The sequence below is a fragment of the Uliginosibacterium sp. 31-12 genome (assembly GCF_030548425.1).
Classification (GTDB): domain Bacteria; phylum Pseudomonadota; class Gammaproteobacteria; order Burkholderiales; family Rhodocyclaceae; genus Uliginosibacterium; species Uliginosibacterium aquaticum.
Map to the genome: position 1 here is coordinate 437,314 of NZ_JAUOOA010000001.1, position 22,100 is coordinate 459,413.

21 protein-coding genes are annotated in these 22,100 nt (G+C 62.3%); 15 read left to right on the forward strand and 6 right to left on the reverse strand.

Features of this window, described 5'->3' with window-relative positions; genetic code table 11:
• The first annotated feature begins 40 nt into the window (after positions 1 to 40).
• From rbfA to pnp, 4 genes are all read left to right on the forward strand, one after another.
• On the forward strand, positions 41 to 442 hold the full coding sequence (gene rbfA / locus Q3Y64_RS01995) for a 30S ribosome-binding factor RbfA (protein WP_101942604.1): 402 nt from the start codon (positions 41 to 43) through the stop codon (positions 440 to 442).
• The gene (gene truB / locus Q3Y64_RS02000) at positions 439 to 1,341 is read left to right on the forward strand and encodes a tRNA pseudouridine(55) synthase TruB (protein WP_101942605.1); all 903 of its coding nucleotides are present in this window, start codon (positions 439 to 441) and stop codon (positions 1,339 to 1,341) included. The genes rbfA and truB overlap by 4 nt, the downstream gene beginning before the upstream one ends.
• Before the next feature lie 83 nt (positions 1,342 to 1,424).
• Complete coding sequence (gene rpsO, locus Q3Y64_RS02005) at positions 1,425 to 1,691, forward strand: 30S ribosomal protein S15 (RefSeq protein ID WP_101942606.1); 267 nt, start codon at positions 1,425 to 1,427, stop codon at positions 1,689 to 1,691.
• A 194-nt stretch (positions 1,692 to 1,885) separates the two neighbouring features.
• Positions 1,886 to 3,991, forward strand: coding sequence for a polyribonucleotide nucleotidyltransferase (gene pnp, locus Q3Y64_RS02010; protein ID WP_303559802.1), 2,106 nt, complete (start codon positions 1,886 to 1,888; stop codon positions 3,989 to 3,991).
• Positions 3,992 to 4,087: 96 nt separating this feature from the next.
• Here the strand turns inward: pnp and Q3Y64_RS02015 are convergent, their stop codons facing one another.
• Positions 4,088 to 4,723, reverse strand: a complete 636-nt coding sequence (locus Q3Y64_RS02015; protein ID WP_303559804.1) for a cytochrome c — start codon at positions 4,721 to 4,723, stop codon at positions 4,088 to 4,090.
• Positions 4,724 to 4,828: 105 nt separating this feature from the next.
• On the opposite strand from Q3Y64_RS02015, the gene yihA reads away from it, so the two are divergent.
• From yihA to Q3Y64_RS02030, 3 genes are all read left to right on the forward strand, one after another.
• Complete coding sequence (gene yihA / locus Q3Y64_RS02020; protein ID WP_101942792.1) at positions 4,829 to 5,470, forward strand: ribosome biogenesis GTP-binding protein YihA/YsxC; 642 nt, start codon at positions 4,829 to 4,831, stop codon at positions 5,468 to 5,470.
• Positions 5,471 to 5,686: 216 nt separating this feature from the next.
• Positions 5,687 to 6,691, forward strand: coding sequence for a porphobilinogen synthase (gene hemB / locus Q3Y64_RS02025; protein WP_303559806.1), 1,005 nt, complete (start codon positions 5,687 to 5,689; stop codon positions 6,689 to 6,691).
• A gap of 16 nt (positions 6,692 to 6,707) precedes the next feature.
• Positions 6,708 to 7,169 (forward strand): GNAT family N-acetyltransferase, encoded by a 462-nt coding sequence (locus Q3Y64_RS02030; RefSeq protein ID WP_158239230.1) that lies wholly within the window; start codon positions 6,708 to 6,710, stop codon positions 7,167 to 7,169.
• A 27-nt stretch (positions 7,170 to 7,196) separates the two neighbouring features.
• Here the strand turns inward: Q3Y64_RS02030 and msbA are convergent, their stop codons facing one another.
• The 4 genes from msbA to Q3Y64_RS02050 form a co-directional block, all read right to left on the reverse strand.
• The gene (gene msbA / locus Q3Y64_RS02035) at positions 7,197 to 8,996 is read right to left on the reverse strand and encodes a lipid A export permease/ATP-binding protein MsbA (RefSeq protein ID WP_303559809.1); all 1,800 of its coding nucleotides are present in this window, start codon (positions 8,994 to 8,996) and stop codon (positions 7,197 to 7,199) included.
• A 198-nt stretch (positions 8,997 to 9,194) separates the two neighbouring features.
• Positions 9,195 to 9,854: a hypothetical protein gene (locus tag Q3Y64_RS02040; protein ID WP_101942612.1), complete on the reverse strand. Its 660-nt coding sequence runs from the start codon at positions 9,852 to 9,854 to the stop codon at positions 9,195 to 9,197.
• 118 nt (positions 9,855 to 9,972) lie between these two features.
• Positions 9,973 to 10,638 (reverse strand): tyrosine-protein phosphatase, encoded by a 666-nt coding sequence (locus Q3Y64_RS02045; RefSeq protein WP_303559811.1) that lies wholly within the window; start codon positions 10,636 to 10,638, stop codon positions 9,973 to 9,975.
• 39 nt (positions 10,639 to 10,677) lie between these two features.
• Positions 10,678 to 11,949 carry a LysR family transcriptional regulator gene (locus Q3Y64_RS02050; RefSeq protein WP_303559813.1) on the reverse strand — a complete coding sequence of 424 codons (1,272 nt, stop codon included), beginning with the start codon at positions 11,947 to 11,949 and terminating at the stop codon, positions 10,678 to 10,680.
• Positions 11,950 to 12,178: 229 nt separating this feature from the next.
• Between Q3Y64_RS02050 and Q3Y64_RS02055 the strand changes: the two genes are divergently transcribed.
• The 8 genes from Q3Y64_RS02055 to Q3Y64_RS02090 all read left to right on the forward strand — a co-directional run bounded on the left by Q3Y64_RS02055 (position 12,179) and on the right by Q3Y64_RS02090 (position 19,993).
• Positions 12,179 to 12,694, forward strand: coding sequence for a TRAP transporter small permease (locus Q3Y64_RS02055; protein ID WP_303559814.1), 516 nt, complete (start codon positions 12,179 to 12,181; stop codon positions 12,692 to 12,694).
• The gene (locus Q3Y64_RS02060) at positions 12,691 to 14,013 is read left to right on the forward strand and encodes a TRAP transporter large permease (protein ID WP_303559817.1); all 1,323 of its coding nucleotides are present in this window, start codon (positions 12,691 to 12,693) and stop codon (positions 14,011 to 14,013) included. The genes Q3Y64_RS02055 and Q3Y64_RS02060 overlap by 4 nt, the downstream gene beginning before the upstream one ends.
• Positions 14,014 to 14,074: 61 nt before the next feature.
• Positions 14,075 to 15,124, forward strand: a complete 1,050-nt coding sequence (locus Q3Y64_RS02065; RefSeq protein ID WP_101942616.1) for a TRAP transporter substrate-binding protein — start codon at positions 14,075 to 14,077, stop codon at positions 15,122 to 15,124.
• A 39-nt stretch (positions 15,125 to 15,163) separates the two neighbouring features.
• Positions 15,164 to 15,715, forward strand: a complete 552-nt coding sequence (locus tag Q3Y64_RS02070) for a hemerythrin domain-containing protein (RefSeq protein WP_303559819.1) — start codon at positions 15,164 to 15,166, stop codon at positions 15,713 to 15,715.
• 24 nt (positions 15,716 to 15,739) lie between these two features.
• Entirely contained in the window at positions 15,740 to 16,765 is a 1,026-nt protein-coding gene (locus tag Q3Y64_RS02075) for an amidohydrolase family protein (protein ID WP_303559821.1), read from the forward strand.
• Between the two features lie 180 nt (positions 16,766 to 16,945).
• Entirely contained in the window at positions 16,946 to 17,632 is a 687-nt protein-coding gene (gene ligK / locus Q3Y64_RS02080) for a 4-carboxy-4-hydroxy-2-oxoadipate aldolase/oxaloacetate decarboxylase (RefSeq protein ID WP_303559823.1), read from the forward strand.
• Positions 17,625 to 18,713: a 4-oxalomesaconate tautomerase gene (locus Q3Y64_RS02085; protein ID WP_303559825.1), complete on the forward strand. Its 1,089-nt coding sequence runs from the start codon at positions 17,625 to 17,627 to the stop codon at positions 18,711 to 18,713. Before ligK ends, Q3Y64_RS02085 begins: the two co-directional genes overlap by 8 nt.
• Positions 18,714 to 18,727: 14 nt before the next feature.
• Complete coding sequence (locus tag Q3Y64_RS02090) at positions 18,728 to 19,993, forward strand: gallate dioxygenase (RefSeq protein ID WP_303559827.1); 1,266 nt, start codon at positions 18,728 to 18,730, stop codon at positions 19,991 to 19,993.
• Positions 19,994 to 20,173: 180 nt separating this feature from the next.
• Here the strand turns inward: Q3Y64_RS02090 and Q3Y64_RS02095 are convergent, their stop codons facing one another.
• Positions 20,174 to 21,991 (reverse strand): GspE/PulE family protein, encoded by a 1,818-nt coding sequence (locus tag Q3Y64_RS02095; protein WP_101942622.1) that lies wholly within the window; start codon positions 21,989 to 21,991, stop codon positions 20,174 to 20,176.
• Positions 21,992 to 22,100: the final 109 nt, after the last annotated feature.

Sequence of the window (22,100 nt, forward strand, 5' to 3'; positions counted from 1 at the left end):
CAAGCGGGCCCTGCGGGGCCCGTTTGTGTTGGAGAAAATGATGGCTAAAGAATTTTCCCGTGGGGCCCGTGTGGCCGAGCAGATCAAGCGCGAGCTGGCTGAGCTGATCCGTCTGGAAGTGAAGGATCCGCGTGTGGGCTTCATTTCGCTGACGGATGTTGAACTCACGCCTGACTACGCTCATGCCAAGGTGTTTTTCACCTCCATGAAAGGTGAGGAGGGGCTCGATGAGATCCTTATCGGTTTGCGTCGTGCTAGTGGTTTTCTGCGTCGTGAGTTGGGGCGTCGGGTTCGGATCCACACTACGCCGGAGTTGCATTTCGTGTATGACCGCTCGGTTGAGCACGGCAGTTACATGTCAGTGCTGATCGACCAGGTGGTAACGGCAGATCGTGCACAGCGCGGTGATGAAGCGCCGGGTGAAGAAGAGTCGAAGGCATGAATCAGCCTCCGCGCAAGCGCTGGCAGATCGTTGATGGAGTGCTGCTGCTCGACAAACCGGGCGGGTTGAGTTCCAACGATGCCCTGCAAAAGGCGCGCCGCCTGTTTTCGGCCGCCAAGGCGGGTCATACCGGCACCCTGGATCCTATGGCGACAGGCTTGTTGCCGCTGTGCTTTGGCGAGGCGACCAAGTTTTCCAATCGTCTGCTGGAAGCCGACAAAACTTATGTGGCGACGCTGCATTTGGGCGTGACCACGACGACTGGGGATGCTGAAGGCGAAGTGCTGGTTGAGCGCCCCGTCGTCGCGGACGAAGCGGCGGTGCACGCGGCCTGCACCCACTTTATTGGCGAAATCGAGCAGGTGCCTCCGATGTATTCGGCACTGAAGCACCAGGGTAAGGCGCTTTACGAATACGCACGGCAAGGAATCGAGATCGCGCGCGAAGCGCGTCGTGTGACGATTCATTCGCTTGAGGTGAAGCGCATTGCTTTGCCAGAGGTGGATATCGTGGTTCGTTGCAGTAAGGGAACCTATGTCCGCACTCTGGGTGAGGATATCGGTACCTTGCTCGGTTGCGGTGCGCATCTGACTGCTCTGCGACGCACTGGAATCGGGCCGCTGGAGATCGATGCGGCGTTGACGCTGGAGCAGATTACTGCTGTGGAGGAGAGCGCCCGGCGTCCGTTGCTGGCTCCCCCTGACGCATTGCTGGCGCATTTGCCGGAAGTGCAGCTGGACTCGCTTGGGCGGAGCAGTTTTCTGCATGGACAAGCAGTGAGAATCGCGGCTGGGGAGGGGGAAGTGCGGGTATACGGCCCGGATTTCCTCGGCCTTGGTATGGCGGAGAGTAATCAGCAGGTAAAGCCGGTGCGGCTGATTGCTTTTGCCGCGCAATGAAACACCTTGGCAGACTTGTGCTGGGAGCGCTTGCTCCCGTATAATCACGGGCTTGCTAAAGGACAACCTTAAGAGACTCAAGAATGATTTCTATCGAACAAAAGGCTCAGATCGTTGCTGACTACCAGCGTGCCCCGGGTGATACCGGCTCGCCCGAAGTTCAGGTCGCTCTGCTGACCGCACGTATCAATGGCCTGACCGACCACTTCAAGGCCAACGTCAAGGATCACCATTCCCGCCGTGGCCTGCTCAAGATGGTTAGCCAGCGTCGCAAGCTGCTGGACTACTACAAGAGCAAGAACTTCCAGGGCTATCGCGCTCTGATCGAGCGTCTCGGCCTGCGCAAGTAATGCCATTGCAGGGTCGCTTGTCACGCGGACTCAGTCCGCGTTGAAATCAGCAAAGCCGGCAGGCCGAAGGGGCTTGGCCGGCTTTGTTTCATGTGGCCCGTTATCCTGTTTCATCAGTAGTGTCTGTCATGCCCGCTGCATCTGGCAGCCGGGCGAACCGCTTCATGTGAAGCGCATCCAGAAAGGATAAATCCGTGCCTATCGCAACCAAGAAAAGCTTCCAGTACGGGCAGCATACCGTGACCCTTGAAACCGGCGAGATTGCTCGTCAGGCTCATGGCGCTGTCATCTGTACCATCGACGATACCGTGGTGCTGGCGACCGTTGTTGCTGCCAAGGATCCGAAGCCGGGCCAGGACTTCTTCCCCCTTACCGTCGATTACATGGAGAAGTTTTACGCTGCGGGTCGTATCCCCGGCGGTTTCTTCAAGCGTGAAGGTCGTCCGACCGAGAAAGAAACGCTGACTTCGCGTCTGATCGATCGTCCGATCCGTCCGCTTTTCCCTGACGCCTACTACAACGAAGTGCAGGTTGTGGCGACCGTGCTGTCCCAGAATCCGGAAATCGATGGCGATATTCCGGCAATGATCGCGACTTCTGCTGCCTTGGCTATCTCCGGTGTGCCGTTCAATGGCCCGATCGGTGCTGCGCGCGTGGGTTACATCGACGGTCAGTACATTCTCAACCCGACCACGACCCAGCTCGCCAGCAGCCAGATGAATCTGGTGGTGGCGGGTACCGAAGCTGGTGTGCTGATGGTGGAGTCCGAAGCGGATCAGCTGTCCGAAGAAATCATGCTCGGTGCCGTGGTTTTCGGTCACCAGCAAATGCAGGCTGCCATCCAAGCTATCCACGAACTGGTGGAAGTAGCCGGTAAGCCGGAAGTCGAGTTCATTGCTCCGGCGAAGAACGAAGCCTTGATCGCCAAGGTTAAGGAGGTTGCCCAGGCTGATCTGGAGGCCGCTTTCGGTACCACCAGCAAGTCTGTGCGCAGCGGTCTGCTGAAGGATGTGACCAAGAAGGCGATCGCCGCTCTGGTGACTGGTGAAGAAGGTGCGCCGAAGGACAAGGACGTCAAGGACATTCTGTTCGAACTCGAGTCTGCCATTGTTCGTGGCCGCATCCTGGCTGGCGAACCGCGTATCGACGGTCGCGATACCCGCACCGTGCGCCCGATCAGCATCCGTGCGGGTGTTTTGCCGCGTACTCACGGTTCGGCTTTGTTCACCCGTGGTGAAACCCAAGCGCTGGTCGTGACCACACTGGGTACTGGCCGCGATGAACAGATCATCGACGCCATCGCTGGCGAGTACAAGGAGCGTTACATGCTCCATTACAACTTCCCGCCGTACTCCACCGGTGAAACCGGCCGTGTGGGTTCGCCCAAGCGCCGCGAAATCGGCCATGGCCGTCTGGCCAAGCGCGCCCTGGCTGCCGTGCTGCCGGATGCCAAGGAGTTTGGTTATACGATCCGTGTCGTGTCCGAAATCATGGAGTCCAACGGTTCCTCCTCGATGGCTTCCGTTTGTGGCGGTTCGCTGTCGATGATGGATGCTGGTGTGCCGCTGAAGGCGCCGGTGGCGGGCATTGCCATGGGCTTGATCAAGGACGGTGGCCGTTTTGCCGTGCTGACCGACATCCTGGGTGATGAAGATCACCTCGGTGACATGGATTTCAAGGTGGCAGGCACGACTACTGGCGTGACCGCGCTACAGATGGATCTGAAGATCGACTCGATCTCGCCGGCCATCATGAACAAGGCCCTGGAACAAGCCAAGGAAGGTCGTTTGCACATCCTCGGGCTGATGGATGAGGCCCTGAATGGCAGCAAGGAGCTGTCCGCTTTTGCGCCGCGCATGATGAGCTTCAAGATCAATCCCGAGAAAATCCGTGATGTGATCGGTAAGGGCGGCGCTGTGATTCGCGGTCTGACCGAAGAAACCGGTTGTGTCATCGATATTCAAGATGACGGTACCGTGACCATCTCTTCTGCGGACCAATCCAAGTCCGACGAATGCAAGCGCCGTATCGACCAGATTACTGCTGAAGTTGAAGTTGGCAAAATCTACGAAGGTCCGGTGCTGCGCATTCTGGACTTCGGCGCGATCGTGAACATCATGCCGGGCCGTGATGGTCTGCTGCATGTGTCGCAAATCGCCAAAGAGCGCGTCAATAACGTCTCTGACTACCTCAAGGAAGGTCAGGTCGTGCGCGTGAAGGTTCTTGAGACCGACGAGAAGGGTAAGGTCAAGCTGTCGATGAAGGCTCTGCTGACCGAAGAGGTTCCGGCTGCTGAATAAGCAGGCGCTACCCAAACAAAAAGGACGCCTCGGCGTCCTTTTTGTTTTCTGGGGTTTTCGGACTGCTATTGCAGATCCGGAACGTGTGGCGTCGCTTTAGCGCAGGCCGGCGATGTAGTCCGATACCGCCTTGATTTCCGCGTCGGTCAGGCGCGAAGCAAAGCCGCGCATCATGCTGTTGGGATCGTTGGCGCGTTCTGCAAGACGGAAGCTCTTGAGTTGAGTTTCAGTGTAATCGGCGAACTGTCCTGCCAGGCGTGGGTACTGGTTCGGAATGCCTTGGCCTGCCGGGCCATGACAGCCTGCACAGGCCGGCACACCGGTCGCTGCATTGCCTGAGCGCCAGAGCTTCTGGCCGAGCTCGACGGTCTTGAGGCTCTTGGCTGCTTCGGGCTTCAGTTTTTGCTGTGAGTAGTAACGCGCGAGCCCTTGCATGTCGGTATCCGACAATGCTGCAACCATGGGCGCCATGGATGCGTTTACGCGTTCAGCAGGCTTGTCGCCGACTTGCTTGAAGTTGCGTAGTTGTTTAAGCAGGTACTGCTCGTGCTGCCCGGCAATCTTCGGGAAAGTGGCTGCTGCACTGTTGCCGTCTGCACCATGGCAGGCCACACAGACGGTCTCTGCCGTCTGCTTGGCACGTGCCAAGTCTGGTTTGTTTGCGGGGGCGGACTGGGCAAAGGCCGTCTGGATAGTCAGGGCAATCGTCAGGATTGAAATGCGCGCGATCATTGTCACCTCTGAGGTGTGGCGTTCTTGAATCCTGATATTCTATACCGCCCTGCGCCCGACGCGGAATTCCGCGTGTGCGCCAGCAAATCCTTCTGGTTGTTTTCCATGTCCCTTTTTCGTGCTGCCCGTTTTGAAATCTCCATCGCCCGCCCTCAGGATCTGCCCCCTTCGATGGGTGCGGAGATAGCCTTTGCAGGGCGTTCGAACGCCGGTAAATCCAGCGCGATCAATACACTCGTTGGTCATACGCGCCTGGCCTTCGTCAGCAAGACGCCGGGGCGTACCCAGCTGATCAATATTTTCCGCATGAACAATGGTGCGGCATTGGTGGATTTGCCTGGTTATGGCTACGCCAAGGTACCGGAGGCGATCCGCAAGCAGTGGGTGAAGCTGCTGGAGGAGTATCTGACACGTCGTGACAGCCTGATCGGCCTGATCCTGATCATGGATTCGCGTCACCCGCTTACCCCGCTCGATCAGCAGATGCTGGGTTGGTTCGCGCCGACCGGGCGGCCGATCCACGTTTTGCTGACCAAATCCGACAAGCTGACGCGTGGTCCGGCCATGCAGACGCTTGCCAAGGTGCGCAAGGATCTGGCCGCTTGGGGTCCGAACATCAGCGTGCAGCTTTTCTCAAGCCTCAAGAAAAGCGGTGTCGAGGAAGTTGAAAAAGTCGTAGGGGGATGGCTGGGCACACATTCACCGGAAGAGCTGGGTCTGCCGGAAGATGCTGCCCGTGCTGAATAAAAATAAACCCCGGCGCGAGGGGGCACGCCGGGGCTGGAATGACCTGAATGACCCGGGGGAGTTCATTCAGGTTCCCGCTCAGGGAGGTGAAGCGGGAGGTAGCTCGCGCTACCTATAGCTATGAACGGCGCGAGGTCGAAAAGTTTTAGGCCTTGATTGTAAAAAATCGTAAATTCATCGCGGCGATAGCCGTGTTGTTAGCTCTGTGAGTCAGCCATGACAGCCTTTGCCCGCTTTCCCGCCAATCGCCCACGTCGCATGCGGCGTGATGAGTTTTCCCGTCGCCTGATGCGCGAGTCGCGTTTGAGCAGCGATGATCTGATCTATCCGGTATTTGTTCTCGAGGGGCAGGGGCGTGTTGAGCCGGTGGTTTCAATGCCCGGGGTCAGCCGCGTATCGCTCGACAGATTGCTGGATATCGCAGCAGAGGCTGTGGATTTGGGGGTTCCGGCACTGGCGCTATTCCCGGTGATCGAAGCCGGCAAGAGTGATGCTGCGGAAGATGCCTGGAATCCCGACGGGCTGGTGCCGCGCGTGGTGCGAGCGTTGAAGGAAACGTTTCCAGCGCTTGGGGTGATCACGGATGTGGCGCTGGATCCCTATACGAGTCATGGTCAGGACGGGTTGATTGATGCGAACGGCTATGTACTGAATGACGAGACCCTGGCTGCGCTAGAGAAGCAGGCGCTGTGTCACGCAGCCGCCGGTGCTGATGTGGTGGCCCCGTCAGACATGATGGACGGGCGAGTGGCGCGCATTCGCAGTGCGCTGGAGGGGGCGGGGCATATCCATACCCGTATCCTTGCCTATTCAGCCAAATATGCATCGAGTTTTTACGGTCCCTTCCGTGATGCGGTGGGCTCTGCGGGCAATCTGGGCAAGGGCAACAAATACAGCTACCAGATGGATCCAGCCAATTCGGATGAGGCGATCCGTGAAGTGGCACAGGATATTGCCGAGGGCGCGGACATGTTCATGGTCAAACCCGGCATGCCTTATCTGGACATCGTGCGGCGCGTGAAGAGCGAGTTGGCGGTGCCAACCTTTGTATATCAGGTCAGCGGCGAGTACGCGATGCTCAAGGCTGCCGCAGCGAACGGCTGGCTGGACGAGCAGGCGGTGTTCATGGAGTCTCTCCTGGCCTTCAAGCGTGCCGGTGCGGATGGCATCCTGACCTACTATGCGCTGGAGGCCGCGCGCTTGCTCAAGCGTGAGGCCTGAGTTGCAGATCCGCCCGATGCGGCCGGCAGACTTGCCGGCCGCTTTTGCTTTGCAGTGCCGAGTTTATCCGGACGTCTATCACGAGCCGCAGGAAGCCTTGGCGAGCCGCTTGGAGGCGGGGCCTGCTTTCTGCTGGGTAGCCGAGCAAGGTGGGCAACTGGCGGGCTATGTCTTTGCTCATCCCTGGAGTGGTGCGCCGCCACCGCTGCACGAGCCCTTGCCTGCTTGTGTGGCGGAGCATCTGTTCCTGCATGACCTGGCTGTTTGCCCTAATCACCGGGGAATGGCGGCAGGACGCCAGCTGTATGCCTGCGTGGCGGGTGAGGCCCTGCGCGCCGGTCTGGACAGAATCCGTCTGGTGGCTGTCGGTAGCGCCAGTGCGTTCTGGCAGCGCCAAGGGTTTGCTGAACGGGTGCTGGCCGGGCTGCATCCAGCCTACGGCCAGGCGCAGGTGATGCAGCAGGACTTGATAGGCTGATGCACTGTTCCGTCTGCTGGCTGGGACTTAGCCTCGTGCAACAGCCTCATTGAAGGCCAGGGTCTCGTTCAGGCCGGCCGGCGTGGGTTCGTCACCCACGATCTCCTCTCCGCTGGCGAGCAGGCGGGCATAAGCGCCACCTGCCGTCATCAGGCTTTCGTGGGTGCCGATCTCGACGATGCGGCCGCGCTCCATCACCACGATGCGATTGGCGTCACGGATGGTGGTCAGGCGGTGGGCGACAACCAGCACGGTGCGATCACGGCGTAGCTCGACCAGTGCTTCACGCACAACGCGCTCGGATTCGTTGTCCAGCGCCGAGGTGGCTTCGTCCAGCAGCAGGATCGGGGCGTTCTTGAGGAAGGCGCGGGCGATGGCCAGGCGCTGGCGCTGGCCGCCGGAGAGCTGGTTGCCGTTGCTGCCGATGCGTGAGTCGAAGCCTTGCGGAAGCTTGTTGATGAATTCCAGTGCGTGGGCCTGGCGGGCTGCTTCCTGGATTTCGTCGAAACTGGCCAGTTGCCGGCCGTAGCCGATGTTGTGGGCGACGCTGTCATCAAAGAGCGCCGCATGCTGGCCGACCAGGGCGAGTTGCTGGCGCAGGTCGTTGAGAGGCAGATCCTGCAGGGGCAGGCCGTCAATCAGGATGCGCCCCTGAGTGGCCTCAAAGAAGCGTGCTACGAGCGCCATCAGAGTGGTCTTGCCGGAGCCAGAGGCGCCGACGAAGGCGACGGTTTCGCCGGGCTGGATGCTCAGCGTGAAGTCGCTTACTGCGGGTGTTTCCTGACCCGGGTAGGCAAAGCTCACGTTTTCAAACCGGATTTCGCCACGCGCACGCTCAAGCTTTTGCAGGCCGCGATCTTCTTCGGCTTGCAGATCCAGCAATTCGAAAATGCTCTGGGCGCCGGCCAGGCCGCGCTGGATCGTGGAGTTGATGTTGGTCAGGCGCCTGATGGGTTCGAAGATCATGGCCATGGTGGCGATGAAGGCCACGAACTGGCCCGGCGTGAGCTGACCACTCTCGACCAGGCTGGAGGCGGCGAAGATCACGATGGCTACGGCAGCGAAGGCCAGCACCTGCACCATCGGCACATTGGCCGAGGAGATGCGTACGACGCGCATGGTTTCCTTGCGCAACTGGGTGGCGATGCGGGCGAAGCGGCTGGCTTCGTGCTGCTGGGTGCCGAAGATCTTGATTTCGCGCAGGCCGGCCAGTTGCTCCTCTACGGCACAGGTCATCTCACCCATGCTGGCCTGCTGCAGACGATTGGAGGCCCGCATGCCGGTGCTGGCCTTGCGGATGATCCAGGCGACTACCGGGGCGATGGCAAAGATGATCAGGGTCAGATGCCAGGCCTTGTAGAACAGGAAGGCGAGCAGGGCAACGATGGTCAGGCTGTCCTGGATCACCACGATCCAGGCGGTCGACAGCGCAGCGCCGACCTGCGGGATGTCGTAAGTGATGCGCGAGAGCATGCGTCCGGTGGTCTGCGCCTGGTGGGTCGTGACCGGAAGTTCCATCTGATGGTTGAAGACGAGGCGGCGCAGATCTTCGATGGCTTTGTTGGCCACCCACTGGCTGGAGACGCTGGAGATGTATTCGGCGAGGCTCTTGCCGCAGGCAATCAGCAGGATAGTGAGCGGCACCCGCCACATGGCATCCGGATTGCGGGCGATCAGGCTTTCATCGAGCAGGGGTTCGAACTGCCCCGAGAGCAGCGGGGTGGCCCCGGCAACGGCAGCCATGGCCAGCACGGAGAGGGCCGAAACGCGCCAGTAAGGCTTGATGTAGGCCAGCAGGCGGCGATAGAGGCGGAAGGAATCAGTCATCGGAATGCCGGAGAGGCGGCCTGCGGAGTGAGGCCCGGCGTGATTGTAGCAGTGGCCGGGCTGCTGCCCGGCTACGGCCCCGTTCGCTATTGCGTTGTCAGCCAACGTTTGTGGGCTGTAGGGGCATCAACGCAGCGATGCCCCCATAGCCAAACCGGCCAATATGAGCTGGCCGGGGCAATGTCAACAGACTCTGGCTCAGAAGCCGACGGTGACACCTAGGCTCAGCACCGGGTACCACTTGTACTTGCTGATCTTGTCGTCGAACTTGGTCTTCTCGGCCGCTACGTCGCTTTGCAGTTGGCTGCACTGGGCTGCATTGAGGGCGCTGCCGCAGCTGACATTGAGAGTCGAGGTGGGGCTGCCCATGTAATACGCACCGAGGTCGGCATAGAAACCGATGCCGGCACCGGACACGCTACCGTAGCCCACGCCCAGATAGGGTGCGAGGCTGTTGCCGGATTTGACTTGACCGGTGGCACTACCGATCTGGCTGGCCTGGTATTGGGTGCCATTGAAGTTGTAGGTGCCGTTGGTGGGGCGGCCAGTGAGATCCACCTTGCTGTTCGAGTAATAAAAACCGCCGGTCACGCGAAAGCCCAGGCCCACGCTCACATCGGCGAGCAGACGCGGTGTGGAGAGTTTGGCGTCAGCGTCGTAGTCGATATCGGTTTCGGTGAAAGACTTCGAATAGCTGTACTGCGAGTAGCCGGCACGTACGCTCACCAGCGGCATAACCTGATAAGCCACGTCGAAGCCGTAGCCGGTACTGCCTACCTGCAGGCCGGCACCGAGATCGGCAGAAGCGGCCGTACTGCAGGCTGCAAGTGCTGCGCAGAGGAGGATTTTCTTGTGCATGGGAGTCCTTTCCCGGGGCTGGGTTGGATGGTTCGGCCTGAATGGCTGGCAGGATTGTGGGGGCTCGGGTTGTGGCCGGCAATGATCGTTAATCTGTATTCGGCGAGCGCAGCCTTGCCTATTCGCGATGGAGCACGCGGTCGACCAGGAAGTCGGCCCAGCCTCGTGTATGAAAGGCCGCCTTGAGTTGATCGCGGTCGTAAGCCGTATCCAGCCAGGTGAAGAATTCGATCGGCTCGCGGGCGTTGGCGATCAGATATTCTTCAAAGAAGAAATCGAGGATGCCGGTCTTCGAGCCCTTCAAATGGCCATATTTCCACGATAGCTCGCGCATCGCGTCGGCAATCGGCTCGCCCTGGCGGAACATGCGGTAGAGCGCTGCAGCGAAGCCGGCGCGGTCTGCGCCGCTCTTGCAATGGATCAGCACCGGGTATTCGATTTCGCCAAACAGGGTATGCGCATCCTTGATGACGTGAGCGTAAGGCGCGCTGCGCGAGAGGATGCCCTTGAAGTCGATCAGGCGGATGCCCAGACGGTGGCATTCCTCGGCCTCGAGTGCATAGCGCCGCGAGTCGTCCGCTCCACGCAGATTGATGATGGTGCGGATGCCCAGCTTGCGCTGATATTTACGGATCTGACCCGGACTGGGCTGGCTGCTGCGGTAGAGGCCGCCGGGCAGGGCATGCAGGTTGTTGTAGATCACGCGGAAGATGCCGTGATCCACGAAGAGCATGTCCAGATAGGCCAGCAGACGGCCAGAGAAACTTGTTACATCACGTGCCACGGAAAAGGTCCGATCAGCCCGGTGGGGCAAAGGCGGGGATTATGCTTCAAAAGCGCCCCGGGGCGCCGCAGCAGGTCGCGGCGGGAGGAGCCCAGCCTGATGCCGGATCGCCGCCAGCACCGCTTCGGCAGCCGGCGAGAGCTGGGCATGGGCGCGGGTGGTGATGCCGATCTGGCGCACCGTCTGCCCCAGCTCGACCGGCAGTTCAACGAGCTTGCCGGCCTCCAGCTCGAAACAGAGCTGATGCGGCGAGATGGCGGTAAGCATGTTGCTGGAGAAGAGCAGGCTACGCAGGATGGCCAGATCGCCGGTCTCGACCGAAGCCAGCGGCGGCGCCAGCCCCAGCTCACTGAAGGAGGCATCGACGAGGCGCCGGCCCGGCGCATCGGGGCGCGGCAATACCCATTGCTCATTCAGCAGATCGGCGAGCGGGATGCGCTCGCGTACGGCAAGCGGATGGCCGGCACGTGCGAGGATGCCCAGGCGGTCTTCAAACAGCGGCTCGAGCAGCAGGCCTTGCGTATCGCGATCGGCGCGCAGGGCGCCGAAGATGAAGTCGATGTCACCGCTGCGCAAGCCCGCGAGCAGCACTTCGTACGGACTCTCAACCGTACTCACGCGCAGACGCGGATGGCGCCCCACCGCCGCCGCGATACCGGCCGGCACGATCAGAGTGCGCCCGAGCGGTAGCGCCCCTACCGTGACATGACCGGCCAGGCTGCCGGCGATGGCGGCCAGATCAGACTGCATGTGCCGCAACTCGGCCGCGATCAGTTTGGCATGCACCAGCAGGCGCGCGGCCGCATCGGTAGGCAGCAAGCCCTGCTGCATGCGCTGAAAGAGCGGTGCGCCCAGCGCGGTTTCAAAGCGTTTCAGCGCCATGCTGGCTCCGGCCTGAGAGATGCCCAGGCGCGCGGCCACCGCCGTCACATTCCTTTGCTCGGCCATGCTGATCAGCAATTGCAGCTTGTGGCCGGAGAACAGCAGGCTGGCCAGACTGTTGCGCTGGCTGCGGCTGCAGCCCAGCTCATCCAGCACCTGGCTGACTTCGCTCTCGATGCGTTCGGCACGCTGCTGCACCGCCTCGCCATAGGCATTGAGCAGCATGCCGCGCGGGCGGCGCTCGAAGAGTGGCGTGCCCAGCGCCTCTTCCAGCTCCCCGACCGAACGCGTGACCGCCGAAGCCGCCTTGAAGACCAGCTCTGCCGCCCGCGCCACGCTGCCGCTTCGGGCCACGGCGAGAAAGTTGCGCAGGTGCTGAAGCGGCTCCAGTACGCCCGAATTCTGATAAGGGTTTTCACTTAGATGCATCGCACAATCCTTATCTAATGGACCATAACGAAAATTTACTTATGAAGTCATAACATTTTCAGAACGCAGTATAAGCAGCCGGCAACGAGCCGACAACGCAGTCTGCCTACACTGGATTCACCCGATCAGCCCACCGGAAGGCCTCGCAAGAAAGCCGGGTGTGGCGAGCAACACAGACCTCTCTGGCGCGCACGCAAGGCGCCGGGCAGGTGGATCCAACGGAGACAAGATGCAGTCGAACATTGAACAAATGCGCCCGGTCGAGCGCTGGCTCGGTCGCCTCTGCGACATCAGCGCCAGCATCGGCGGCACGGTGCTGGTGAGCATGGCCGGCATGACGGTGGCCAGCGTGATCGGCCGGACCTTTTTCGCCAACCCCATCCTCGGCGATGTGGAACTGGTGCAGCTGGGCTCGGCGGTGGTGGTGGCCTCCTTCCTGCCCTACACCCAGTACCGCCGCGCCAACATCATCGTGGACTTCTTCACCACTGGCCTGTCCGCCCGCAAGCAGGAATGGCTCGATGGCCTCGGCAGCCTGCTCTACACCCTGATGCTGGCGCTGATCTGCTGGCGCGTGGCGGTGGGCTGCATCGACATCCGCGCGACCGGCGAAGCCTCGATGCTGATGAACTTTCCGCTGTGGATCGCCTATCTGCTGATGCTGCCGGGCCTCGCACTCTCGGTGTTGATCGGTCTTTATCAGACGCTGTGCCAGCTGCGCGGCGAAGCGGGAGTGGCAGCATGAGTACGTTTTCGATTGGCCTCTCGATGTTCGGCGGCATGCTGGTGCTGATGGCCCTGCGAGCGCCGATTGCGGTGTCGATGTTCGTGCCCGGCGCGCTGGGCTATCTCGCGCTCTCAGGCTGGCTGCCGCTGCTCTCACATCTGAAGGGCGCGGTGTATGGCCGGGTGTCGGTGTATGACCTGTCGGTGATTCCGCTCTTCATGCTGATGGGCGCGCTGGCCGTACAGGGCGGCCTGGCGCGCGCACTCTTCGACTTCGCCAATGCACTGCTCGGGCGCTTCCGCGGCGGCATGGCGATGGCCGGGGTGCTCGCCTGCGCCGCCTTCGGCTCGATCTCCGGCTCCACCGTGGCCACCACCGCGACGATTGCCCAGGTGGCCTACCCGCAGATGCGCCGCATCGACTACTCCGGCCGTCTGGCCACCGCCGCACTGGCCACCGGCGGCACCATGGGTGTGCTGCTGCCGCCTTCGGTGACCCTGATGGTGTATGCCATCCTCACCGAGCAGAACATCACCAAGATGTTCCTCGCCGCCTATGTGCCGGCGCTGCTGGCCGCCATTGGCTACATGCTGGCGATCATGGTCACCGTGCGGATTCACCCCGAGCAGGCACCGGCCGCCAAGCCGGCCTCGCTGCGTGAAGTCGTGAGCTGCGGCAAGCAGGTCTGGCATATCGCGCTGATCTTTGGCCTGGTCTTCGGCGGCATCTACGGCGGCTTCTTCACCGCCACCGAAGGCGCGGCCATCGGCGCGCTGCTGACCTTCCTGATTACCCTCGTCACGCGCCAGATGAGCCGCGCCAAGCTGATCAGCGCGGTGCGCACCACGGCCCAGACCAGCGGCATGATCTTCCTGATCTTCCTGGGCGCCGACATGATCAATGCTGCGCTGGCGCTCTCCCAGCTGCCAGCCCAGCTGGCCGACATGGTGGGCCACCTTCAGCTGAGCCCGCTGCTGGTGATGGCCGGGCTGATGCTCTTCTACGTGATCCTCGGCTGCGTGATGGACGAGATGTCGATGATCCTCCTCACGGTGCCGACGCTCTTCCCGGTGATCATGGGCCTGGACTTCTTCGGCCTCGGCATGGCGGACAAATCGCTCTGGTTCGGCATCCTGATCCTCACCGTGTGCGAGATCGGCATGATCTTCCCGCCGGTCGGCCTGAACGTTTACATCATGAACGGCCTAGCCAAGGACGTGCCGATGAGCGAGACCTACAAGGGCGTGATCCCCTTCCTGATCACCGATGCCATTCGCCTTGGTCTGCTCATCACCTTCCCCGGCATCTCGCTGTGGCTGGTGCATCTGCTGACCTGATCCCGCCGCCCGCCCCACCCCAAGTCCACTGCTTCACCCGACCCGACAAGGAGACAAGACCATGAAGACCCAACAGAAGATGATCGGCAAAGTCTGCAGCCTCGCATTGCTGGCGCTGGCCGCCACCCCGGCGCTGGCCGCCGACCCCGTCGTCACGCTCAAGCTGCACTTTCACCTGCCGATCAGCTCCTTGGCCAACACCCTGTTCATCACGCCCTGGTGCGAGAAAATCGCCAAGGAATCGAACGAGCGCATGAAGTGCCAGATCTATCCCTCAATGCAGCTCGGCGGCACTCCGGCCCAGCTCTACGAGCAAGTGCGCGATGGCGTGGCCGATGTCGTGTGGGCCCTGCCGGGCTACACCGCCGGCCGCTTCCCAATGGTGGAAGCCTTCGAGCTGCCCTTCATGATGCAGAGCCCGGAAGCCACCAGCCGCGCGCTGTGGGACTACGTCGATCAGTACGCAAAGGCCGAGTTCAAGGATGTGAAGCCGCTGGCCTTCCATGTGCACGGCGATGGCGTTTTCCACACCACCAGCAAGCAGGTGCGCACCGCAGCCGATCTGAAAGGCATGAAGCTGCGCGCGCCAACCCGCCTCACCAACAAGTTCATCGCCATGCTCGGCGCCACGCCGGTGAGCATGCCGGTGCCGCAGGTGGGCGACGCGCTGGCCAAGGGCGTGATCGATGGCGCGGTTGTGCCCTATGAAGTGGTGCCCTCGGTGAAGATTCAGGAGCTTGTGAAGTACCACAGCGAAACCGACCCGGCCGAGCCCGCCTTCTACACCTCGACTTTCATCTTCGCGATGAACAAGGCCAAGTACGACTCGCTGCCGGCCGACCTGAAGAAGGTGATCGACCACAACAGCGGCGTGGAGCTTTCCGGCCAGATCGGCAAAGCCTTCCTGCAGGCCGATGCCGAGGGCAAGAAGCTCACCACCCACAACACCACCTACGTGATCCCGAAGGCCGAGCTGGACAACTGGAAGAAAGTGGCCGAGCCGCTGAAGGCCTCCTGGGTCAGCGAGATGAACGGCAAGGGCTACAACGGCCAGCAACTGCTCGATGGGGCCAAGGCCCTGATCGCCAAGCATTCGGCCGCCATCAAATAAGCCCATGCCGATGAATGCACAAGAAATGGAGGTGGCATCGTGAGTGCTGAATTGCCCGGCAAACCCGGCGCGCAGGAAGACTCCCCGCTGGAGAGCTTCTCGCACTGCCATGAAGGCATCCTCACGCATCTTGGTGCGCTGGGCGAACTGCCGGCGCTGGCAGCCGCCGCGACCCGCGCCCGGGAGCTCGCCGGGCAAACCCAGCGCTTCTTCGCCGAAGCCATGCTGGCCCACCACGAGGAGGAGGAGCGCGAGCTCTTCACCGCCGTGCTGGCCAGCGCGGTGGCCGGCGAAGAAGCCGCCAGGGTGCAGGCCATGGTGCAGCGCCTGACCGAAGAGCACCGCGCCATCGAAGTGCTCTGGTATCGCCTGGCGCCGCAGCTCAAGCGCCTCGCCAATGGCCATGTCGAGCCGCTTGATGGCGCGCTGGCGGGTGAGCTGGTGAGCCGCTACCGCGCCCATGCGGACTTCGAGGAGCGCGAGTTCCTGCCGCTGTGCCAGCTCATCCTCGGCCGCAACGGCAGCCATATGGCGGCTCTCGGGCTGGCCCTGCACATGCGCCATGCGCCGCAGAAACTGCCCTACATCTGAACCGAAGCAAGGAATCCAAGCATCATGATCATCGACTGCCATGGTCACTACACCACCGCACCGGCGGCCCTCGAAGCCTGGCGCCAGCGCCAGATCGCCGGCATCAAGGATCCCTCGGCGATGCCGAAGGCCAGCGAGCTGCGGATCAGCGACGACGAGCTGCGCGAGAGCATCGAGCTCAATCAGCTCGCCAAGATGAACGAGCGCGGCATCGATCTCACGCTGTTCTCGCCGCGCGCGAGCTTCATGGCCCACCACATCGGCGACTTTCAGATCTCCGCCACCTGGGCCGCGCTGTGCAACGAGCTGTGCCATCGCGTCGCCCAGCTTTTTCCCGAGCGCTTCGTGGGCGCGGCAATGCTGCCGCAATCACCCGGAGTGGATCCGGCGAGCTGCATTGCCGAGCTGGAAAAGTGCGTGAAGGAATACGGCTTCGTCGGCCTCAACCTCAACCCGGATCCCTCCGGTGGGCACTGGACCAGCCCGCCGCTGACCGACCGCCACTGGTATCCGCTCTACGAAAAAATGGTGGAGCTGGACATCCCGGCGATGATCCACGTCAGCACCAGCTGCAATGCCTGCTTCCACACCACCGGCGCGCACTACATCAATGCCGACACCACGGCCGTGATGCAGCTGATCCAGGGCGATCTGTTCCGCGACTTCCCGAGCTTGCGCTTCGTGATCCCGCACGGCGGCGGCGCCGCGCCCTATCACTGGGGGCGTTACCGTGGCCTCGCGCAGGAGCTCAAGAAACCCTTGCTCAGCGAGCACCTGCTGAAAAACATCTTCTTCGACACCTGCGTCTATCACCAGCCGGGCATCGACCTGCTGACGCGCGTGATCCCGGTCGAGAACGTGCTGTTCGCGTCCGAAATGATCGGCGCGGTGCGCGGCATCGACCCGGAGACGGGCCATCACTTCGACGACACCCGGCGTTACATCAACGCCGCCGCCTTGTCCGACGCCGAGCGCGCGCAGATCTTCGAGGGCAATGCTCGCCGCGTCTATCCGCGCCTCGATGCGCAACTGAAAGCCCGCGGGCGATGAGTCACGACCGAGGGGCGTCAAGTCGTAGGGCGGAGTGCCAACTCCGCCATTTTTCCAGACACATGCGTGGCATTTGCCCGCCATCGTATGCGGTGGAGTTTCACTCCACCCTAAGTATCGGACCCGCGTCGGCGATCCAACCGTGCGAGGTGAAGGTCCGTGGATTTTGAGGAGAAAGCAATGAGCATGAACAATCTAGGCGTGGTGCGCACGCAGATCGAGCGCGCCGACCCGGCCGCTGTCGAACATCTCTCGCGCTTCGGCGTGGCGACCATTCACGAGGCCATGGGCCGCGTGGGGCTGCTGAAACCCACGATCCGCCCGATCTACGCCGGTGCGCATCTGTGCGGCACGGCCGTGACCGTGCTGCTGCAGCCCGGCGACAACTGGATGCTGCATGTGGCGGCCGAGCAGATCCGCCCCGGCGACGTGGTCATCGCAGCCTGCACGGCCGACAGCACCGACGGCTTCTTCGGCGACCTGCTGGCCACCTCCTACCGCGCTCGCGGCGCGAAAGGCCTGGTCATCGATGGTGGCGTGCGCGATGTGAAAGACCTCACCGCGATGGGCTTCCCGGTCTTCAGCCGGGCAATTCACGCCAAGGGCTGCACCCGCGCCACGCTCGGCTCGGTGAATATCCCGGTGGTGTGTGCCGGCGCGCTGGTCAATCCGGGCGACGTGGTGGTTGCCGATGACGATGGCGTCGTGATCGTGCCGGCCGCGCTGGCCGCTGAGGTCGCCGCCGCCGCCCAGGCCCGCGAAGACAACGAAGGCGCCAAGCGCGCCCGCTTCGCAGCCGGCGAACTGGGGCTGGACATGTACAACATGCGCGACACCCTCGCGAAAGCCGGCCTGCGCTATGAATAATGCACGCTGCATGTGGATGCGCGGCGGTACGTCGAAAGGCGGCTACTTCCTCGCCGAGGATCTGCCCGCCGACCCGGCCACGCGCGACGCCTTCCTGCTCGCAGTGATGGGCTCGCCCGATGCACGCCAGATTGACGGCATGGGTGGCGCCGATCCCCTCACATCGAAGGTCGCGGTCGTGCGCAAGTCGCAGCGCCCCGGTGTGGATGTCGATTACCTGTTCCTGCAGGTCTTCGTCGATCAGCCGCGGGTGAGCAGCGCACAGAACTGCGGCAATCTGCTCGCCGGCGTCGGCCCCTTCGCCATCGAGCGCGGGCTGGTTGCTCCGCAAGGCCCGGAAACCGTGGTACGCATCTACATGGAGAACACCGGCCAGATCGCCGAGGCCCGGGTGCAGACGCCTGAGGGACGCGTCGAATACGCGGGTGACGCGGCGCTCGATGGGGTGCCTGGCACGGCGGCGCCGATCCCGCTGTTCTTCAGCGACACGGCCGGCTCTTCCTGCGGCGCGCTGCTGCCGACCGGGCGGGCCCGCGACAGGATTCAGGGCATGGACGTCACGTGCATCGACAATGGCATGCCTGTGGTGCTGATTCGCGCCGCCGATCTGGGCTGCCGGGGCGACGAGACGCGTGCCGAACTCGATGCTGATGAGGCGCTCAAGGCGCGGCTCGAAGCGATCCGTCTGGAAGCCGGGCCACTGATGAAGCTGGGCGATGTGCGCGAGCAGTCGGTGCCGAAAATGAGCTTGATCAGCGCGCCGCAAGCCGGCGGGGTGATCAACACCCGCAGTTTCATCCCGCACCGCTGCCATGCCGGCATCGGCGTGTTTGGCGCGCTCAGTGTGGCGACCGCCGCAGCACTGCCCGGCAGCGTGGCCGAAGGCCTGGCGCAAGTGCCGGCCGGGGCCAGCAAGGCCATGCGCATCGAGCATCCCTCGGGCGCTACGCGGGTGCAGGTAGAAACCGATGGCGCGGGCGCATTTCGCTCGGCAGGATTGGTCCTGAGCGCCCGCAAACTTTTCGATGGTGTTGTCTATGCTGCAGCACGCGCCTCCCAGCGCGATGCCGCAGCCGAATGAATAAGGAGACAGGAATGGCAAGAATCATTGGCGGCGTGGCGGTTTCGCATACCCCCACCATCGGCTTCGCCTACGACCACAGCAAGCAGAACGATCCGGCCTGGGCGCCGATCTTCACAGCCTTCGAACCTTTGCGCGCGTGGTTCAGCGAACACAAGCCGGATGTGCTGATCTACGTGTTCAACGATCACGTCACCTCCTTCTTCTTCGACCACTACTCGGCCTTCGCGCTGGGCGTGGGCGAGCAATACGCGGTGGCGGACGAAGGTGGCGGCGCACGCGATCTGCCGCCTGCGGCCGGCCACCCGGCACTGGCCCGGCACATTGCCACCAGCCTGGTGACCGACGAGTTCGACATGTCTTTCTTTCAGGATAAACCGCTTGATCACGGCTTCTTCTCGCCGATGTCGGTGCTGCTCGACCGGCCGGACAATCAGTGGCCCACTACCGTGGTGCCGCTGCAGGTCGGCGTGTTGCAATTCCCGATCCCGAGTGCAGCACGCTGCTACAAGCTGGGCCAGGCCCTGCGCCGCGCCGTGGAAAGCTATCCGGAAGACCTCAAGGTGGCGGTAGTCGCCACCGGCGGCCTCTCGCACCAGGTGCACGGCGAGCGTGCCGGCTTCAACAACACCGAGTGGGATCACCAGTTCCTCGACCTGATCACGCAGGATCCGGCCCAGCTCGCCGGTATGACCCACGCCGAATACGCCGAACTGGGCGGGCTGGAAGGCGCTGAAGTCATCATGTGGCTGATCATGCGCGGCGCGCTCTCGGCGAATGTGAAGCGCCTGCACAGCTCCTACTACCTGCCCTCGATGACTGGCATCGCCACTCTGATCCTCGAAGACGAAGGTCGCCCGGCGACCGGCGCCCAGCAGGCCCGCCACCGCGCCCGCATGGGCGAGCAGCTGGCGGGCGCCGAAAAACTGCAGGGCACCTATGCTTTCGATCTGGAGCGCAGCGTGCGGGCTTACCGCATCAACCGCTACCTGCACGAGATGATCCGCCCCGAGCACCGCGCGGCCTTCCTCGTCGATCCTGAAGCCTCTTTCGAAGCAGCCGGCTTGAGCGAAACCGAGCGCGACCTGATCCGCCGCCGCGACTGGCGCGGCCTGATCCATTACGGCGTGATCTTCTTCATGCTCGAAAAACTCGGCGCCACGCTGGGCGTGCCCAATCTGCATATCTACGCCGCAATGCGCGGCGAGAGCGTCGAGGCCTTCATGAAGACCCGCAACACCCAGGTGAATTACTCGGTGGCGGGTAAGGGCAGGGTCTGAAGCCAGGGAGCGTCCGCCTCAGGCGGCACTACCGCTCAGTCAGGCGATGGGCATGTGCAGCGTGTCGTCTCCGTGAAGGTGGGGATCCAGTGTCTTTCTACGTCTCTGGATTCCCGTCTTCGCGGGAATGACAAGTTTTGGCCTTAGGTGAGTTTTAGGCGGGCGCTTTTGAGCGGTGCATCAGGTGCTGGTAGCGAGGCTCTCATCCTGTGCCGGCGGCGCGCAGCGCACAACTTCTTCGAGGCTGGTCAGGCCTCTGGCGATCTTCAGGGCGCCCGAGATGCGTAGCGGCTTCATGTCTTCCCGCATGGCCTGCTGGCGAACGGCAGCGAGTTCGGTGTTGTGCTGGATCTGGCGGGCGATGCCCGGTGACATCAGGAGGGTTTCGTAAATGCCCATGCGCCCGCTGTAACCGGTATTGCGGCATTCCAGACAGCCGATCGGGCGATGAAAATGGCGTGGTACGGCGGCTTTGAACGGCGCGACGAGCTGCTCCCAGACCAGGGCTTCTTCCGGCGTGGGCGGCGAGGGCTGCTTGCAGTGCGGGCACAGGGTGCGCACCAGGCGCTGGGCCATCACGCCGAGCATGGTGGCATTCAGCAAGTAGGGGGGCACCCCCAGATCCAGCATTCGGGTGATGGCCGAGGGCGCATCGTTGGTGTGCAGGGTGGAAAGCACCAGGTGGCCGGTCAGCGCAGCCTGAATCGCCATTTCGGCGGTTTCCAGATCGCGGATTTCGCCGATCATGATGATGTCCGGGTCCTGCCGCAGCAGTGCCCGCACGCCGTCCGCGAAGCCAAGGTCAATACCTGCCTGGACCTGCATCTGGTTGAAGGCGCCTTCCACCATTTCGATCGGATCTTCGATCGTGCACACATTCACTTCCTGTGTGGCGAGCTGCTTGAGCGTGGAGTAGAGCGTGGTGGTCTTGCCCGAGCCGGTCGGGCCGGTCACCAGGATGATGCCGTTGGGCTGGCGAGTCATGTGGTGCCAGCGCACCAGATCTTCGTCAGTGAAGCCGAGCTCGGCAAAGCTGCGCACCAGCACGTCCGGATCGAAAATCCGCATTACCAGCTTTTCGCCGAAGGCGGTGGGCAGTGTGGATAGACGTAGCTCGACCTCGGTGCCTTGTGGCGTGCGGGTCTTGATACGGCCATCCTGCGGGCGCCGTTTCTCGACGACGTCCATGCGGCCGAGAATCTTGATGCGGCTGGTCATCGCGTTGATGACCGTCATCGGCAGCTGGTAGACCTGATGCAGCACGCCATCGATGCGAAAGCGCACGATGCCCATCTCGCGGCGTGGCTCGACGTGGATGTCCGACGCACGCTGGTCAAAGGCGTATTGCCACAGCCAGTCGACGATGGAGACGATGTGCTGCTCGTTGGCGTCGAACTGGCGATTGGTTTTCGAGAGTTCGACCAGTTGCTCGAAGTTCGAGATCGCGCTGCCCTTCTGTTGCTCGGCCTGGGAGGCCTTCTTGACCGAGCGCGCGAGGTTGTAGAACTCGATCTGGAAGCGCTCGATATCCACTGGATTGGCGAACACGCGGCGAATCGGCTTGCGCAGCACATGCAGGAGTTCCGCCTCCCACTCGCGCACGAAGGGCTCGGCGCTGGCGATCACCACCTCGTTACCACTGACCTGCACAGGCAGCACCTGCAGACGCGAGGCGTAGGCGGCGGTCATCACTTCGGTAACGGTCGAGAAATTGATCTTCAGCGGATCAATGTGGAAGTACTCCAGCCCCAGTTTGCCGGCCAGCCATTCGGTGAGGGCATCGATATGCAGGAGCTTGTGCGGCGGCTGAGCGGATTTCAGCTGGCGTTCGGCAATGACCACCAGCGGATGCGCACCGCCCTTGTGGCTGTAGCGTTCGGCGAAGATCGCCTCGGCATCCTCATGGCTGATCAGGCGATCTTCGCGCATCAGTTTCAGAACCTCCTTGAGCTGGAGGCGGTGTTCACTGGCGGCGTGTTTCGAGCTAGGGCTGTTCATGTCACGGGGAAGGCTGGGCGCGCGAGACTGGAATGTACTCCCGGGGGAGTACGGGCAGGGGCCTGGTTTGGGAGTTTTTCAAGCCCTTTGCAGCTTTTAACGACAGCCG